The organism is Streptomyces sp. NBC_01716, from assembly GCF_036248275.1.
GTDB lineage: Bacteria > Actinomycetota > Actinomycetes > Streptomycetales > Streptomycetaceae > Streptomyces.
This window is the reverse complement of the sequence record NZ_CP109181.1, coordinates 243,313-259,279: the sequence shown is the minus strand read 5'-3', so window position 1 is coordinate 259,279 and position 15,967 is coordinate 243,313. Positions and strand designations below refer to the sequence as shown.

The 15,967-nt window shown below is 69.9% G+C and carries 14 protein-coding genes; 4 read left to right on the top strand and 10 right to left on the bottom strand.

Annotated elements, in window-relative coordinates; translation table 11 throughout:
* Positions 1 to 9: 9 nt before the first annotated feature.
* On the bottom strand, positions 10 to 666 hold the full coding sequence (locus tag OIE74_RS01205; protein WP_443075993.1) for a TetR family transcriptional regulator C-terminal domain-containing protein: 657 nt from the start codon (positions 664 to 666) through the stop codon (positions 10 to 12).
* Positions 667 to 870: 204 nt separating this feature from the next.
* Between OIE74_RS01205 and OIE74_RS01200 the strand changes: the two genes are divergently transcribed.
* Positions 871 to 2,772, top strand: coding sequence for an RICIN domain-containing protein (locus tag OIE74_RS01200; RefSeq protein WP_329377425.1), 1,902 nt, complete (start codon positions 871 to 873; stop codon positions 2,770 to 2,772).
* A gap of 67 nt (positions 2,773 to 2,839) precedes the next feature.
* Here the strand turns inward: OIE74_RS01200 and OIE74_RS01195 are convergent, their stop codons facing one another.
* Positions 2,840 to 3,136 (bottom strand): hypothetical protein, encoded by a 297-nt coding sequence (locus tag OIE74_RS01195; RefSeq protein WP_329377423.1) that lies wholly within the window; start codon positions 3,134 to 3,136, stop codon positions 2,840 to 2,842.
* On the bottom strand, positions 3,133 to 3,324 hold the full coding sequence (locus OIE74_RS01190) for a toxin-antitoxin system HicB family antitoxin (RefSeq protein ID WP_229701224.1): 192 nt from the start codon (positions 3,322 to 3,324) through the stop codon (positions 3,133 to 3,135). Before OIE74_RS01190 ends, OIE74_RS01195 begins: the two co-directional genes overlap by 4 nt.
* Before the next feature lie 190 nt (positions 3,325 to 3,514).
* On the opposite strand from OIE74_RS01190, the gene OIE74_RS01185 reads away from it, so the two are divergent.
* Both OIE74_RS01185 and OIE74_RS01180 read left to right on the top strand, forming a co-directional pair.
* The gene (locus OIE74_RS01185) at positions 3,515 to 4,531 is read left to right on the top strand and encodes an alpha/beta fold hydrolase (protein ID WP_329377421.1); all 1,017 of its coding nucleotides are present in this window, start codon (positions 3,515 to 3,517) and stop codon (positions 4,529 to 4,531) included.
* 297 nt (positions 4,532 to 4,828) lie between these two features.
* The gene (locus tag OIE74_RS01180) at positions 4,829 to 5,839 is read left to right on the top strand and encodes an iron-containing redox enzyme family protein (RefSeq protein ID WP_329377419.1); all 1,011 of its coding nucleotides are present in this window, start codon (positions 4,829 to 4,831) and stop codon (positions 5,837 to 5,839) included.
* A 241-nt stretch (positions 5,840 to 6,080) separates the two neighbouring features.
* Here the strand turns inward: OIE74_RS01180 and OIE74_RS01175 are convergent, their stop codons facing one another.
* The 7 genes from OIE74_RS01175 to OIE74_RS01145 all read right to left on the bottom strand — a co-directional run bounded on the left by OIE74_RS01175 (position 6,081) and on the right by OIE74_RS01145 (position 14,752).
* Positions 6,081 to 6,350 (bottom strand): DUF6296 family protein, encoded by a 270-nt coding sequence (locus tag OIE74_RS01175; protein ID WP_329377417.1) that lies wholly within the window; start codon positions 6,348 to 6,350, stop codon positions 6,081 to 6,083.
* Between the two features lie 111 nt (positions 6,351 to 6,461).
* On the bottom strand, positions 6,462 to 7,328 hold the full coding sequence (locus OIE74_RS01170) for a helix-turn-helix domain-containing protein (protein ID WP_329377415.1): 867 nt from the start codon (positions 7,326 to 7,328) through the stop codon (positions 6,462 to 6,464).
* A gap of 323 nt (positions 7,329 to 7,651) precedes the next feature.
* On the bottom strand, positions 7,652 to 9,274 hold the full coding sequence (locus tag OIE74_RS01165) for an alkaline phosphatase D family protein (RefSeq protein ID WP_329377413.1): 1,623 nt from the start codon (positions 9,272 to 9,274) through the stop codon (positions 7,652 to 7,654).
* Between the two features lie 55 nt (positions 9,275 to 9,329).
* Positions 9,330 to 11,705, bottom strand: a complete 2,376-nt coding sequence (locus OIE74_RS01160) for a glycoside hydrolase family 3 N-terminal domain-containing protein (protein WP_443075992.1) — start codon at positions 11,703 to 11,705, stop codon at positions 9,330 to 9,332.
* Complete coding sequence (locus tag OIE74_RS01155) at positions 11,702 to 12,520, bottom strand: carbohydrate ABC transporter permease (protein ID WP_329377411.1); 819 nt, start codon at positions 12,518 to 12,520, stop codon at positions 11,702 to 11,704. The genes OIE74_RS01160 and OIE74_RS01155 overlap by 4 nt, the downstream gene beginning before the upstream one ends.
* Positions 12,520 to 13,371, bottom strand: coding sequence for a carbohydrate ABC transporter permease (locus OIE74_RS01150; RefSeq protein WP_329392127.1), 852 nt, complete (start codon positions 13,369 to 13,371; stop codon positions 12,520 to 12,522). Before OIE74_RS01150 ends, OIE74_RS01155 begins: the two co-directional genes overlap by 1 nt.
* 82 nt (positions 13,372 to 13,453) lie before the next feature.
* Positions 13,454 to 14,752 (bottom strand): ABC transporter substrate-binding protein, encoded by a 1,299-nt coding sequence (locus OIE74_RS01145; protein WP_329377409.1) that lies wholly within the window; start codon positions 14,750 to 14,752, stop codon positions 13,454 to 13,456.
* Between the two features lie 141 nt (positions 14,753 to 14,893).
* Between OIE74_RS01145 and OIE74_RS01140 the strand changes: the two genes are divergently transcribed.
* On the top strand, positions 14,894 to 15,967 hold the full coding sequence (locus OIE74_RS01140; RefSeq protein WP_329377407.1) for a LacI family DNA-binding transcriptional regulator: 1,074 nt from the start codon (positions 14,894 to 14,896) through the stop codon (positions 15,965 to 15,967).

The window sequence follows — 15,967 nt, the reverse complement described above, 5'->3', positions numbered from 1 at the left end:
GACTGAGCGTCAGTTCTTCGCGGGCGCGATGGACGCCAGCAGCGACGACACCACGCGCTCGGTCGACGCCGCCATGTCCACCGACCCCGGCGACAGCAGCCACTGCACCTGTAGCCCGTCCATCACGGCGATGATCGCGTTCGCCACATTCTCGACGTCCAGGTCCTCACGGGCCTCGCCCACCTCGGCCGCCTCGCGCAGCGCGTCCGCCACGAAGGCCCGCAGCCCGGTGTACCGGTCCCGGAAGTACTCCTGCGCGGGGTGGTTCTCGGTGACGCTCTCCGCCGAGAGCACCGCGTACAGCCGTACGATCCCCTCCCGTTCGGCGTTGCGGCGCGAGGTGTCGATCAGATGGCGCAGGAAGGCGAGACCGCGGGGGCGGTCGGGGCCGAGCTGTTCTATGTCGGTCTGGTCCCGCAGTTCGAGGACGCTCGTGAGCAGCAGCTCCTTGGACCGGAAGTAGTGCAGTACGCCCGCCTGTGTGAGGCCCGCGCGATCCGCGATCTCCGCCAGCGACGCGTTGTTGTAGCCGCGCGCGGCGAACGTCTCCATGGCGATACGCAGGATCTCCTCGCGCCGCTGCCGCGCCCCCGGACTGCGGGGTGTCCGCGGCTGGGCAGGCCCGGCCGCCGCGCCGCCCCGTTCCCCCGCTCGTCTGTTGCTCACCGGGCGCAGTCTACGGCTCTCCGGATCACGCTCACGGCCCTGGGCCCCGTCCGGTGGCCCGCGTGAAACAAGTTCGGACCGATGACTTACTAAGTACTTAGTAAGCGTGCTTTCATGTCGCCGATGCGCCACCCGGCCGCGGCACGGGACGCCCCGGGCCGCAGGCGATTCGTTCGACACACGAACCGGCAGGAGCCCCCACGCATGCGAAGAACCCTGCACAGAAACGTCGTTCGCAGAGCCGTCGCCGCCCTCAGCGTGCTCACGCTGGGCGGAAGCCTCGGACTGACCGCGTCCGGTACGGCGCAGGCCGCCGACCCCACCGCCCAGGTGTGGATCACCACCGCCGACGGAAGCCGCAAGCTGGCATCGGACGGCCAGATCACCTTCAACTCCACGCCGCAGGCCATCGACATCAACGTCAACCAGGGCCAGCGCGAACAGCAGTTCACCGGTGCGGGCGCGTCCGTCACCGGTGCGGCCGGACATCTGATCAACCAGTTGCCGGCGACGCAGAAGAACGCCCTGATGAACTCGCTCTTCTCCGCCCAGGGCGACGGCATCGGCATCAACTATCTGCGCCAGCCACTGGGCGCCACCGACTTCAACCAGGGCGCGGCCTACACCTACGAGGACAACCAGGGGGACTTCAACCTCGGCCGTGACCACGAGGCGATCATCCCCGTCCTCAAGCAGGCCGTCTCGATCAACCCCGGCATCCGCTTCATGGGCAGCCCCTGGTCACCGCCCGCGTGGATGAAGACCAACAACAGCCTCAACGGCGGCAGTCTGCGCACCGACCGCTACCAGCAGTACGCCGACTACCTGGTCAAGGCGATCCAGGGATACCAGCAGCAGGGCCTCCGACTCAGCGACCTCACGGTCCAGAACGAGCCCGAGTTCGCGACCAGTTACCCCTCGATGAGCATGACCGCGTCCGAGCAGGCGGCGTTCTTCAAGGTGCTCGACCGTACGCTCACGGCGGCGAACCTGCCGACCAACCTCCTCGCGTACGACCACAACTGGGACCACCCGAACTACCCGCTCCAGGTCTTCTCCGAGACCCCGGGCATGAACCGCGTGATCGGCGCGGCGTTCCACTGCTACGGCGGCCAGCCCACCAGTCAGTCGCAGATCAGGCAGGCCGGCAAGCGGGTCTTCTTCACCGAGTGCTCGGGAACCGACAGCGACAACCCGTCCACCACCTTCGCCGACACGCTGAAGTGGCACGCCGAGAACCTCGTCGTGGCCAACATGCGCAACGGCGGCGAGACCACCGTCATGTGGAACCTCGCCCTGAACCAGAGCGGCGGCCCCCACCAGGGCCACTGCACCACCCGCTGCAACGGCGTGGTCGAGATCAACGGCAGCACGGTCACGCGCAACGCCGAGTACTACGTCCTCGGCCATCTCACCAAGTTCGTCAGGCCCGGCGCCACGCGCATCGGCTCCACCAGTCAGGGCGCTGGCGGCGTACAGAACGTCGTCTGGCAGAACCCGGACGGGGGCAAGGCGGCGTACGTCGTGAACGGCGCGGGCGCGGCCCGCACGTTCTCCGTCACAGACGCCGGACGCTCCGCCACGTACACGCTGCCCGCGGGCGCCGTCGCCACCCTCGTGTGGACCGGCACCGACACCGGCAACCCGGGCGACGGCTCCATCGACCCGGCGAAGTGGTACCAGGTGGTCAACAGCGGCACCAACGCCTGCCTCGACGCGACCGGTTGGGGCACGGCGGACGGCACAGGCCTCCAGCAGTGGTCCTGCTCGGCGCCCGTGGCGAACAACCAGACCTGGCAGTTCCGGCCCACCAGCGACGGCTACTACCAGGTGGTCAACCGGCACGCCGGCAAGGTGTGGGACACCGACGGGGGCGTCGGTGCCACCGGCGACGGGGCCCGCGCACATCTGTGGAGCTACACCGGCGGTACCAACCAGCAGTGGCAGCCGCAGCGGATCGGGACCACCGACCGCTACCGGTTCGCCGCGAGACACAGCAACAAGTGCCTGACCGTCAGCGGCGGTACGGTCAACGGCGCCACCCTGACGCAGCAGCCCTGCACGGAGGCGGCCAACCAGACCTTCCGGCTGGCGGCGCAGGCGTAGCAGGCCTCGTAAGCGAGAGCCGGTGAGCCCTGATGGAGGGCCCACCGGCTCTTGGCAGCACCGGCTCTCAGAGATCCAGCACCGCGCGCAGAGCCTGGCTGATGCGCTCCATCACCGCCGTGTCGACAGGGCCGAGCAGCTTCGCGCCGTCGAAGCGCGTGACCCTCAACTGCTGGAGGTTGACCGCCACGGCCGTGGACGGCAGCGGGTCGTCGATCACCACGGACATCGCGGTGTCGGGGTAGCGCCCGGCATCGTGCAGGACGACCGTGAGCACCGCTCCGTACGCCTCCTCCAGACCGTCCAGGGAGACGATCAGGACATTGCGTCCGTCGCCGAGCGTCCAGATCTCACCACGTTTCACAGGGCGTCGCCCTCGCCGCCCAGGTCCTCGCCCAGGCCGAGCGAGGCGAGCCTGCGGGCGGAGTCGAGCACGGCCTGCCGCTGGGCGGCGCGCACGATGTAGGCGTTGAGGGACAGACCGGCAGCGGCCGCCCCCGCCTTGATCGATGCGTTGATCTCGTCCGGGATACGGAGCGTCATGGCGGTCATGCGACCGACCATAGCAACCGGGCGGTGGTTGCACCATGTGGTGGCACTTTCCGGGCAGGGGTCGAAGGGTCCCGGATCCTCACGGGGCACCACGGTGACCGAGCGATTTGCCGGTCCGGCAAGTTCTCTTGGCGGGCCCGCGGCGGTCGCCGAATGATGGTGGCGGAAACGATCACCCCGAGGAGGAGCCATGCCGGACCCCGTCACCCCGCCCGCCGCAGCCACCGCACCCACCCCGCCGGGCGCCGAACACCGTCTGGTGGACGTCCCCGGGGGCCGTATCCACCTGGTGGAACAGGGGACCGGCCCGCTCGTCCTGCTGGTCCACGGCTTCCCCGAGTCCTGGTACTCCTGGCGCCACCAGCTTCCCGCCATCGCCGCCGCCGGGTATCGCGCGGTGGCCATCGACGTACGCGGCTACGGACGCTCGTCGAAGCCGTCGGCCGTCGAGGACTACCGGATGCTCGCCCTCGTCGCCGACAACGTCGCGGTCGTACACGCACTCGGGGAGGAGACGGCGACGATCGTCGGCCACGACTGGGGGTCGAACATCGCCGCCGACTCGGCCCTCCTGCGCCCCGACGTCTTCACCGCCGCCGCGCTGCTAAGCGTCCCGTTCGCGCCTCGCGGCGGCCCCCGCCCGTCCGAGGTGTTCGCGGGGATCGGCGGCGACGAGGAGTTCTACGTCAGCTACTTCCAGACGCCCGGCCGCGCGGAGGCGGAGATCGAGCCCGACATCCGCGGCTGGCTGGCCGGCTTCTACGCCGGGATCTCGGGCGACACCATGGATCCGGAGCCCGAGGGGAGCCTCTACTTCGTGGCGCGGGGCGGCAGACTCCGCGACCGGTTCCCCGCAGGGCCCCTGCCCGCGTGGCTCTCGGAGGCCGACCTCGACCACTACGCGGGCGAGTTCGAGCGGACCGGACCGACCGGAGCGCTCAACCGCTACCGCAACATCGACCGGGACTGGGCGGACCTGGCCGCCTGGCACGGCGCCCCCCTCACCCAGCCCTCGCTCTTCATCGGCGGCGAGCGCGACGCGTCGCTCGCGTGGATGTCGGACGCCGTCAAGGCCTACCCCACCACCCTGCCCGGCCTGGTCTCGTCGCACATTCTCGAAGGCTGCGGGCACTGGGTGCAGCAGGAGCGCGCCGACGAGGTCAACCGCCTCCTGACCGAGTGGCTGGACGCCCTGCCGGCGCGCTGACCCCGGCGACGGGCGGCGAGCGCCCCGGGTGGTCCAGGCCGACGGGGCCGGCCCAGCCGGTCCGGATCACCCGAACGGCCGCACCCCCGTACCGCGCCGGGCCCGCGCGGCGTGGGCCGTCCGGCGGACCGGAACGGGCGACGCCGACGGCCGGGTGCGAGGCGCGGCCGGGCGTTACCCACGGTCCGGGGGCAGTCACCGGTGGGGTGTCCACGAAAGGGAACAGACCGGGCAAAAAGGCGAGAATGATGGGACCGAGCACGCTGATCAGTCCGATCAGGTCAAGGAGTGAAGTCAGTGGAGAACGCCGACGTCCGGCCGACCGGGCCCGCTCTGCCGACGGGCCGTGGTGACCTCAGTTACGGAGTCGTACGTGCCCTGCGTGGCCGCCCCGGATCCGGGACCCCCCTGCCACCGACCGGAACAGCCGACGATGCCGCCCCGTACGGCGAGGACCTGCACCTCGCGCTCTATCTCTGTTACGAACTGCACTACCGCGGATTCTGTGGCGTCGACCCCGCCTGGGAGTGGGATCCGGCTCTCCTCGCCTTCCGCGCCGATCTCGAACGCCGATTCCTCGACGCGCTGCGCACCGACACCAAACGCCGCACCGATGTCGACGAGGCCCTCGCCGACCTCCTGGTCGAACCGCCGGACGGGACAAGCGCGTCCCACTACCTCAAGGACGAGGGCGAGCTGTGGCATCTGCGCGAGTACGCCGCCCAGTGCTCCGTCTACCACCTCAAGGAGGCCGACCCCCACGCCTGGGTGATCCCCCGGCTCCGGGGCCGGGCCAAAGCGGCGATGGCCACGATCGAGTGCGCCGAGTTCGGCGGGGGCCGGGCGGATCGAATACATTCCCGCCTCTTCGCCGGACTCATGGCGGACCTCGGTCTGGACACGACCTACGGCCGGTACGTCGACGTGGCGACGGGGGAGATGCTGGCGAGCGTCAACCTCATGTCGATGTTCGGCCTCCACCGCGCGCTCCGCGGCGCGCTCGTGGGGCACTTCGCCGCCGTCGAAGTGGCCGCGTCGCCCGCGTCGCGCCGGCTGGCGGAGGCGATGCGGCGGGTGGGGGCGGGGGAGGCCGCCGCGCGTTTCTACGACGAGCATGTGGCGGGCGACGGAACGCACGAGCAGCTGGTCCGCCGTGAGGTCGTCGGCGGGCTCCTGGACGAGGAGCCCTGGCTGGAGACGGATGTGGCCTTCGGCGCCGACGCCACGGGCGTACTCGACGCCCGCCTCGCCGAGAAGCTGCTCTCCGCCTGGGGCGACGGCCTCTCCGCCCTGCGTACGCCCCGCTGAACAGGTGCGCGAAAGCCCCCGGCCCCTCGGTGATCCGCGAGGGGCCGGGGGCTTTTCGCTAGGGCGTGTTTTAGAAGTAGCGTCGTCCGCCCACTGGGCGGGGCCCACGGCGTCTGGTGCGTGCGATCGCAAGGCGGAGGATCAGCCCCGTAGATGGACCGGACGTACTTGGATGACTCCGACAACGCAGCGAGCGCGCGTGCCAAGCGTCGTGGGCCAGACGGGACTTCTCAAACACGCCCTAGCCGAGTGACCGCGCCGTCACCGGCGTGCTGGGCGCCTGCTGGCCGCCGCTGGCCAGCATCCGCACCTCGCCCCGGTCGCTGATCTCCGCGCGCACGATGCCCGTCTCGTCCTCGTAGACGGGAAAACCCCCCGCCCCCGCCCTGGACGTACGCCTGACCGTCACCACGTCCCGTTCCGGGGTGTCCGGCCCTGGGGCCGTGAGATCGGCCGGGTCGGTGGGGGCGGTCTCGTCGAACACCAGCTCATAGCGTTCCGGGTAAGCCATGGGGGCCTCCTCCCGCGATAGGCACCACCACCCATCGTCACCCCGTCGGCCGATCCCCGCCTCTGCTCCGTCGCCCGGCGCCGGAGGCCATGGCGCGGGGGTCACACAGGGTCACAGCGCGGCGCGGAATTCGGACAGCAGCTGCCTCGTACGGCTCGCGGACTCCGCGTGGGCCACCATCCGGTCCATAGCCTCCATGTGCTCGGAGACCTCACCGTCCTCGTCCAGATAGAGCGCGCCGGTCAGATACTCGATGTAGACCATGTCCCGCACTTCGGGGACACCGAAGCGGAACAGCACGAAGGGGCTGTACGTGCCCGGGTGATGCCCCGCGCTGAACTCGGCGATCTGCAGCGTCACGTTCGGCAGCTCGGTCGCTTCGAGCAGCCGGTCGATCTGCCCGCGCATCACATCCGCGGAACCGACATGCCGGCGCAGTACCGTCTCGTCCATCACGGCCCAGAAGACAGGCGCGTCCGCGCGGGTCAGCAGCGACTGGCGCTCCAGCCGGAGCGCGACCTGCCGCTCCACCCGGGCCGGGTCGGAGAGCTGCTGCCCCAGGGCGCCGGCCGTCAGGATGCGCCGCGCGTACTCCTCGGTCTGGAGCAGTCCGGGTACGAAGTGCGGCTCGTAGCAGCGCATGGTCTTCGCGGCCTCTTCGAGACTGACGTAACCGCTGAACCAGTCGGGGAGCACATCGTGGAACCGCTGCCACCAGCCGGGCTTGTTGGCCTCGTCGGCCAGCCGGAGAAAGACGTCTATCTCGTCGTCCGGGACGTTGTACGCGGGCAACAGGATCTGCAGATACGGAACCTTGAGCCCGACCTCCGCCATCTCCATCCGGCGGACGGTCGCCGCCGTCACCCGCAGCAGCTGACCGGACTGCTCCCGGCTGAGCCCCGCCTTCTCGCGCAGGGCCAACAGCTGTCTGCTCAGCACGATCTGACCGATCGTCGGAGCCGACCGTGGCTCGCTCATCGCGCACCCCCGAGCACTGCCGCAGCCATGACCGACAGTCTGCCACAGCAACTCACCGCTACGGCAGGTCTGTTGATCTTTCGCGGTCTTCGGGCGGCCGGGGTGACCGCCGTGCTCCGTAGTCTCAACGTCCTCAGCTCGTTCCGGGATCTTGGCCGCGCGGGCGGCCGGGTGGGGCTCGCGGACGTTCGCGTGCGTTCGCGTACGTCCGTGTGTGTCCGTGCGTGCGCCCTGGCCTACGGCGCGGTGCGGGCATGCTCGACAGCATGTCGCTCCGGAGTCCCTGCCACCAGAGGGCGAGGCTCCGCTTAGGGGGTGTCTTTTCACGCGGGCGTCAATCCCGGGTCACCGGCCTCCGTGACGAACGACGCCGCCCTGGTCAGCGCCGATCCCGGCTCGGTCACGGAAGCCAGCGTGTTGAACGTGACCGTCGCCCGTTCCTGGGTGAGCGCGAACGTGGTGTACCCCCGACGGCCGTTGTAGTACTTCATATGCGGGTTGGCGGAGGTGAGGCTGGACCAGTTGGACGGTTTGTCTACGCCGTCCATACCGCTGCTGACCGATGTTGTGGCGATCTCCGTTCCCACGACGCGGGACTTCGGGTCGTCGAAGTCCTCCTTGAGATCGAAGCCGTAGCCGACGTGCACATCGCCGGTCAGGACCATCAGGTTGTCGAGGCCGGCCGCCTTCGCACCGTCCAGGACGCGCTTGCGGGAGGCCGTGTACCCGTCCCACGCGTCCATCGACAGCTTGAAGTCGGACCTCGGCACGTCGCGCCGCTGTGCGAAGGTGACCTGCTGGGCCAGCAGGTTCCAGGTCGCGTTCGAGCTCTTCCAGCCGTCGAGCAGCCACCGTTCCTGCGTCTCGCCGGTCATCGTGCGCCTGGGGTCCTTCGACTCAGGGCCCGGGACCTGCCAGTTGGCGCCCTGCACCTGGTTGGAGCGGTACTGGCGGGTGTCGAGGATGTCGAACTGGGCGAGCTGTCCGAAGTGCAGCCGGCGGTAGAGCCGCATGTCCGGTCCCTCGGGCTGCTGCGGGGTACGGAGCGGCTGGTTCTCCCAGTACGCGCGGTAGGCGGCGGCCCTGCGGAGCAGGAACTCCTCCGGCGGCACGTCGTTCTCGGGCGTCTCGTCCGCGTAGTTGTTCTCCGTCTCGTGGTCGTCCCACGTGACAATGAACGGGTGCGCGGCGTGGGCGGCCATCAGGTCCGGGTCGGACTTGTAGAGGCCGTACCGCAGCCGGTAGTCGTCCAGGGTCACCGTCTCGGAGTCGTAGTGCGCGGGAAGTTGGCGGTCGGTGTACTTCCGCTCGCCGCCCGCAGCCGTCACCGCGTACTCGTAGAGGTAGTCGCCGAGGTGCACGACGACATCGAGGTCCTCGGCGGTGAGATGCCTGTAGGCGGTGAAGTAACCGTGGTAGTAGGCCTGGCAGGACAGCGTCGCCAGCCTGAGCCGGGTGGTCGTGGCCCCCGCGGCGGGGGCGGTACGCGTGCGGCCGGCCGGGCTGATCCACGTACCGGCCCGGAAGCGGTAGTGGTAGAAGCGGCCGGGCGACAGCCCCGGTACCTCCACGCGCACGCTGTGGTCGAACTCGGGGTGGGCCGTCGCCGTACCGCGCGCGACGATCAGCGCGAAGCGCTCGTCGTACGCGACCTCCCACTCCACCTCGATCCGTTCGGCCGGCAGGCCGCTGTCCGCCGTGTACGGCTCGGGCGCCAGCCGGGTCCAGAGCAGGGCCGTGACGGGCAGCGGATCGCCCGAGGCGACGCCCAGCGTGAAGGGATCCTTGGTGATCTCCCGGGGATTGAGCCGGCGGGCGGTGGCCGCGCCGGCGGCCGGCATGTTCGCCGCGAAGGCGAGCACGGCCGCGGCGCCGGCGCGGGTGACGAACTGACGGCGGTTGATACGGCGGGCGGCGGCGCGGAATTCGGGCAGATGATTTCCCATGGTGACGAGTCATATGCCCTGTTATGTACGTCCGCTGACCCCGCATCAGGGTGATCTACTCCTCCTCCTGGCTCATCCGGGCGTGCAGCGCACGGGTGTGGTCCACCTCCCGTACGGCACCGGTCAGCGTGACCTGGGCAGTGAGCCGGGTGTCCGCGCTGGAGGCGCCGAGCCGTAGCTCCAGCTCGCCAGGCTCCACGATCCGGCGCCCGTCCCGCCCGGTGAAGGAGGCCAGGTCGGCGGGGACGACGGCGCTGATCCTCGCCGTCTCGCCCGGTTCCAGCGGCACCCGCAGATAGCCCACGAGCCGCTGGACCGGCTGCACGACCGAGGCGACCGGGTCGTGCAGATACAGCTGCACCACTTCCGTACCAGGCCGTGGCCCGGTGTTGCGCACGGTGAACGACAGCCGCAGTTCGCCGTCGGTCGCGGCGGCACTGTCGGCGGTCAGCCCGGACCACACGAACGAGGTGTACGTCAGCCCGTGCCCGAACGCGAACGCGGGCGTCGGATCGACACTGGACGAGTCGCCGGCCCGCGCCAGCCGCGCCGCCAGATACGTGGACGGCTGCCCGCCCGGCCGCCGCGGAACGCTCACCGGCAGCCGGCCCGACGGCTCGACCCGGCCGCTCAGCACCCCCGCTATCGCCCGCGTGCCCTCCTGCCCGGGGAAGAAGGTCTGCACGATCGCGGCCGAGGCGTCCACGGTCCCGTCGCCCAGCGCGTACGGCCGTCCCGCGACCAGCGTCACCACCACCGGTGTACCGGTGTCCAGCAGGGTGTCGAGCAACTGCTGCTGCACGCCCGGCAGGGCCAGCGACTCCGCGTCGCAGCCCTCGCCGCTCGTACCCCGGCCGAAGAGCCCCGCCCGGTCGCCGAGAGCTGCGACGATCACGTCCGCACCGCGCACCGCCCGCAGCGCGGCGGCGAATCCGTCGGTGACCGCCGAGTCGACGGCGCAGCCGGCCGCGGTGACGATCTCGCACCCGGGGAACTCCGACATCAGCGCCTGGAGCAGCGTGGGCAGCTGCACCCCGGCCGGGGTGCCGGGATGCTGGGACCCCACATGGACGGGGAAGGAGTAGCAGCCGAGGACCGCTGTGGGCGTGTCGGCCTGGGGACCCACGACCGCGATCCGCGCGGGCCGGTCCAGCGGCAGGACCCCGTCGTTGCGCAGCAGGATCACCGATCGCTCCGCGAGGCGGCGGGAGATGTCCCGGTGCGCGGCGGTGTCCAGGTTCACGGTGTCGCGCAGCCGGTCGGGCGCGTCGAGATCGGCGTCCGCCAGGGCGGGCGGCAGCGGGCTCCAGTCCGGGTCCAGCAGCCCGAGCTGGGCCTTCTGCGTCAGCACCCGGCGCAGGGCCCGGTCGACCACCTTCGTGGTCAACTCCCCTGCGGCTACGGCCTTCCGCAGGGGCGGCCCGAACGTCTTCACGGTCGGCAGCTCGACGTCGACCCCGGCGGTCAGCGCCAGGGCCGCCGCCTGCCCCCAGTCGGCGGCCACCCCGTGCAGGGACTTGAGGAACGCGATGCCGAAGTAGTCGGCCACGACGGTGCCTTCGAAACCCCAGGTGTCCCGGAGCAGCCCGGTCAGCAACTGCTCGTCGGCCGCGGCGGGCAGACCGTCGGTGTCGGTGTACGCGTGCATCACCGACCGTGCGCCGCTCTCCCTGAACGCCATCTCGAAGGGCGGGAGCATGACGTCGGCGCGCTCTCTCGGCCCCATGCTCACCGGGGCCAGATTGCGGCCGGCGCGGGAGGCCGAATAGCCGGCGAAGTGTTTCAGCGTGGCGACCAGACCGGTGGACTCCAGCCCCTGGACGTACGCGGTGGCGATGCTCCCGACCAGATACGGGTCCTCCCCGATGGTCTCCTCGACCCGGCCCCATCGCGCGTCGCGCACCACGTCCAGCACCGGAGCGAGGCCCTGGTGGACACCCACCGACCGCATGTCGCTCCCGATCGCCGCCGCCATCTCCCGGACCAGTCCGGGATCGAAGGCGGCGCCCCAGGACAGGGGGACCGGATAGGTGGTGGCACCCCAGGCTGCGAAGCCCGCCAGACACTCGTCGTGGGCCATCGCCGGAATACCGAACCGGTTGCCCGCGACGATCCGTTCCTGACTGCGCATCAGGGACAGTGCGCCCAGGGCGGGATCGACGGGGACGGTGCCGAACGGCCGGGTCAGCTGGCCGAGTCCGTGCGGGATCAGCTCGTCCAGGGCGGGCGGCTCGTCCATGTCGTGCTGGTGCGGGGCGACTTCGGCGCCGTCGGCGGAGGCGCCCGCCCACAGGCCGTACAGCTGGGCCAGCTTCTCTGCCAGGGTCATGGCGGCGATCAGCTCGTCGACGCGGGCGCTACGGTCGGCCCGGAGCCGGTCCCCGGCGGCGGTCTCGCTCGCGGGGGCGTCGGTGGTCACGTTGTCGGTCACTTTCCTCCGACGCCCATCAGCCCCTGGACCAGGGCCCGCCGGGCGAACAGGTAGACGAGCAGGACGGGCACGGTGGACAGCACCACGGCGGCCAGCAGGCCCGGGATCTCGACGCCGTGCTGGGTCTGGAAGTCGTACAGACCGAGGGTGATCACCTTGGACTCCTCGGACTGGGTGAGCACGAGCGGGAAGAGGAACCCGTTCCACGCCTGGAGCGCGGCGAACACCACGACGGTGGACAGCCCGCTCTTCGACAGCGGCACGACGAGCTGGAAGAACACCCGCCGCGCGTCCGCCCCGTCGATGGCCATCGCCTCGAAGAGGTCGTCGGTGATGTCGCGCATGGTGCCGGTCAGGATGAGCACACAGACCGGCATGCAGAACGCGGCCGTCGGCAGGATGACGCCGATGAGGTTGTCGTAGAGCCCCGCCTCACTGATGACGTAGAACATGGGCACGATCACCGCCTGCGCGGGGATCGCCAGCCCCAGCAGGAAGAGCCGGAAGACGCCGGACGTGGCGCGCCCCCGGTTGCGGACGATCGTGAACGCCAGTGGCGGGACGAGGAGCAGGACGATCGCGACCACACTGGCCGTCACGATCAGGGTGTTGAGGAAGTACCGGCCGAACCCGTTCGAGAAGTTGTCGAGATAGTTGTCGAGCGTGAAGTGGTCGGGGAAGCCCAGCGGGCCGCCCGCGTTGTAGTCCGGGCGCGACTGCACACCGGCGCCGAGCATGACGTACAGCGGCAGGCCGACGACGAACAGCCACAGCGTGACGCCCACGCCCGCCAGGTAGTTGGGGCGGCGCCTCATCACATGCCTTCCTTGGTGCCGGCCATCCTGTCGTAGCCGGAGACCCGCACCACGACCAGTGAGATGGCCGTGGCCACCAGGACCAGCAGCAGCGCGATGGCCGCGCCCGCGCCGAACTCGAAGCCCTTGAAGGCCTTTTGATACATGTAGTAGGCGCTGATGGTGGTGTCGGTGCCCGGTCCGCCCTGGGTGAGGATCAGCACCGTGTCGAAGGTGGTGAGCCCCCCGACGACCATCAGGATCACCGACGTGATGACGGAGTTGCGCAGCTGCGGCAGGGTGACGTGGAAGAACTGGCGCACCCGCCCCGCGCCGTCGATCTCCGCCGCCTGGTAGAGAACCGCCGGGATCGCGCGCGTCGCGCCCTGGTAGATCAGTGCGTGCAGCGGGGTGTACTGCCAGGCGCTCACCAGCACCAGTACGGAGATGGCCCCCGTACGGCTGCCGAGGAGGTTGCCGTCCCCGAAGAGCCAGGCCGCCTCCGCTGGGACGCCGAAGTTCGGGTCGAGCAGGGCCCGCCACAGCACCGAGACGGCGGTCGCCGACAGCAGCAGCGGGACGAAGAAGACCGCCGACAGCACGGCCCGGTTGCGCTGCGGGCCCGCCGCCCAGACTCCGAGCAGAATGCTCAACGGGGTCTGGACCAGCACCCCGAGGACGGTGAGCAGCACGCTCAGCCACAGACTCTTGATCATCACCGGGTCGTGGAACAGCGTGACCCAGTTGTCGAAACCGGCGAACTCCGGTGCGCCCAGGCCCGACCAGGTGGTGAAGGACAGGACGGCCACCAGTACCAGCGGCACGACGGCGAACAGCGCGAAGAACAGGACGGCGGGCAGCGCCCAGCCGATACCGGGCCGGCCGGTCCGGCGGCGGGCCGGTGCCCGTCCTTCGCTACGGGAGCGGTGAGGGAAACCATGAAGGACGTCCCTCTCAGGTGGTCGTGAGGGCTTGCATGGCCTTGATGAAGCCGTCCGCGTCGAGCTGCCCGTTGAAGAACTGCTGGACCGCCACATAGATGGGCGTCATGTTCTTCGGGGGATACGCCTGGTCCCACGAGAGCTGGAACGCGGGCGCCTTCTCCACCAAGTCGTACTGGTACTTCAGGTACTCCGGGTTGTCGGCGGAGTCCAGGAACTTCGCGGTGTTCGTGGTGGTCGGCAGATTGCCGATGGCGAGTTGGGACTCGACGAACTCGTCCGAGTACATGAGCTTCAGGAACTCGGCTATCGCGTCCGCGTGCTTGGTCGACTCGCGGACCGAGTAGAAGTTGTTGGTGTTGCCGACGAGGTTGGCCGCGTCACCCTTGCCGCCCTCGACGCTCGGGAAGGCGCCGTAACCGAGCTCGTTCTTGGCGAAGTCGGGGTCCGCGTCCTGCTGGGTGGAGTACGCCCACGACCCCATCAGCTCGAAGGCCGCCTTGCCGCTTGCCACCAGGGCGGGTGAGCCGCCGTCGGTGAACTTGACCGAGTCGTAGTTGGTGCCGAAGGCGCCCGCGTCGATGAGTTCCCTCAGCATGTCCAGCGCCTTCTCGCTGTCGGCGCTCGCCCAGGCCTCCTTGTCACCGGCCAGCGCCTTCTTGAACAGCTCGGGGCCCGCGACACGGTCGTACAGATACTCGAACCACATCATCGTGGTCCACCTGTCGCCGCCGCCGAGAGCGATGGGCGTGATGCCCTCGCCCTTCAGGGTCTTCACGGCGGCCAGCAGGTCGTCCCAGGTGCGGGGTGTCTCGACGCCGGCGTCGGCGAGCACCTTCTTGTTGTGGAAGAGGAGCACCGGCTGGGTGCCGCGCATCGGCACGCCGTACGACTTCCCGTCGACCTGCGCGGTTTCGAAGACCGAAGGGAGGAAGTTCGACTTCAGCCCCGGCTCGTTCTTGATCATGTCGTCGAGCGGCAGCAGCAGGTCCGCGTCGACGAAGGGCTTGATGCTGCCGCCGCCCCAGTTGAAGAACACGTCGGGCGCCTGCGGGGTGTTGATGACCGTCTGGAGCTTCTGCTGGTAGTCGGCGCCGGGAACGGTGTCCAGGACCGCCTTGACCTCGGAGGTCTTGTTGAACGTCGCGACGATTCGCTCCTCCACCTTGTTCGTGGCATCGCCGTAGACCAGTACGTGGAACTCGTCCGAACCGCCGGAGGAGGAGTCGCCGCCGCAGGCCGCCAGGCCCAGACTCAGAGCCAGCGCCGCGCCGCCCGCGACGGCTCGACGGAACCGTGCTCGTGTCTTCATCGGTCGACCTTTCGAAAGTATCGGTAATCTGACCGAAAGTCTCTGTGGGGTGCGACGGTAAGGTCCGCTCAAGTGCCGGTCAACATCGCTGTCATCACTCGGCGAAACCGTTACACAAGGCCGTGCTTTATCCTTCAGTCCATGCCAGATGACAGGAGTACGGGGCGGGTCACCCTCGCTCAGGTGGCCACCCAGGCGGGTGTTTCCCTTTCGACAGTTTCGAAGGTCCTCAACGGGCGCCCTGATGTCTCCGCCCCGACGCGGGTCAAGGTCGAGGAGCTGCTGGAGGCGCACGGCTACCGGCGCGCCTCGGCGTCCCTCCCCGAGGCGCCGCTCATCGAGATCGTCTTCCACGAGCTGGACAGCGCCTGGTCCATGGAGCTCATCCGGGGCATGCAGAACGTCGCCAAGAGCGCCGGCGTCAGCGTCGTACTCACCGAGACCGGGACCCGGCACTCCCCGGGAGCCGAGTGGGTGGAAGGCGTCCTGCGCCGCCGTCCGCTCGGTGTGGTGCTGGTCTTCTCCACCCTCCCCGACGAGCTCAAGAAGAAGCTGTGGTCACGGGCCATCCCGTTCGTGATCATCGACCCGGCCGGCGACCCGGAACCCGACGTGCCCTCCGTGGGATCGGCCAACTGGGCAGGCGGGCTCGCCGCCACCCGCCATCTGCTCGACCTCGGGCACCGCCGTATCGCGGTCGTCACCGGCCCCGAGGACATGCTCTGCTCCCTCGCGCGCCTCGACGGCTTCCGCTCCGCCATGGCGATGGCCGGTGTGAAGGTCGCCCCACGCCTCGTGCGGTTCGGCGACTTCCATGTCCAGGCGGGCTACGAGCACGCGATGGAACTGCTCCGGCTGCCGGAACCGCCGACCGCCGTCTTCGCCGGCAGCGACCTCCAGGCGCTCGGCGTACTGGAGGCCGCGCGGGTGCTCGGCGTCCAGGTGCCGGAGGACCTCTCCGTGGTCGGGTACGACGACATCCCGCTCGCCCAGTGGTCGAGCCCCTCCCTCACCACCGTGCACCAGCCGCTGGTGGAGATGGCCGAGGAGGCCGCCCAGATGCTGCTGCGGCTGCGGCGCGCGTACCAGAGCGGCGGCCCCCGGCCGGACGGCCGCCCCGACGGCCGCCCCGACCAGGCCGACACCCGGATCGAGTTCGGCACGCGCCTGGTCGTCAGGAACAGCACGGCGGTGGTGAAGTCCGCGACGGAGTGA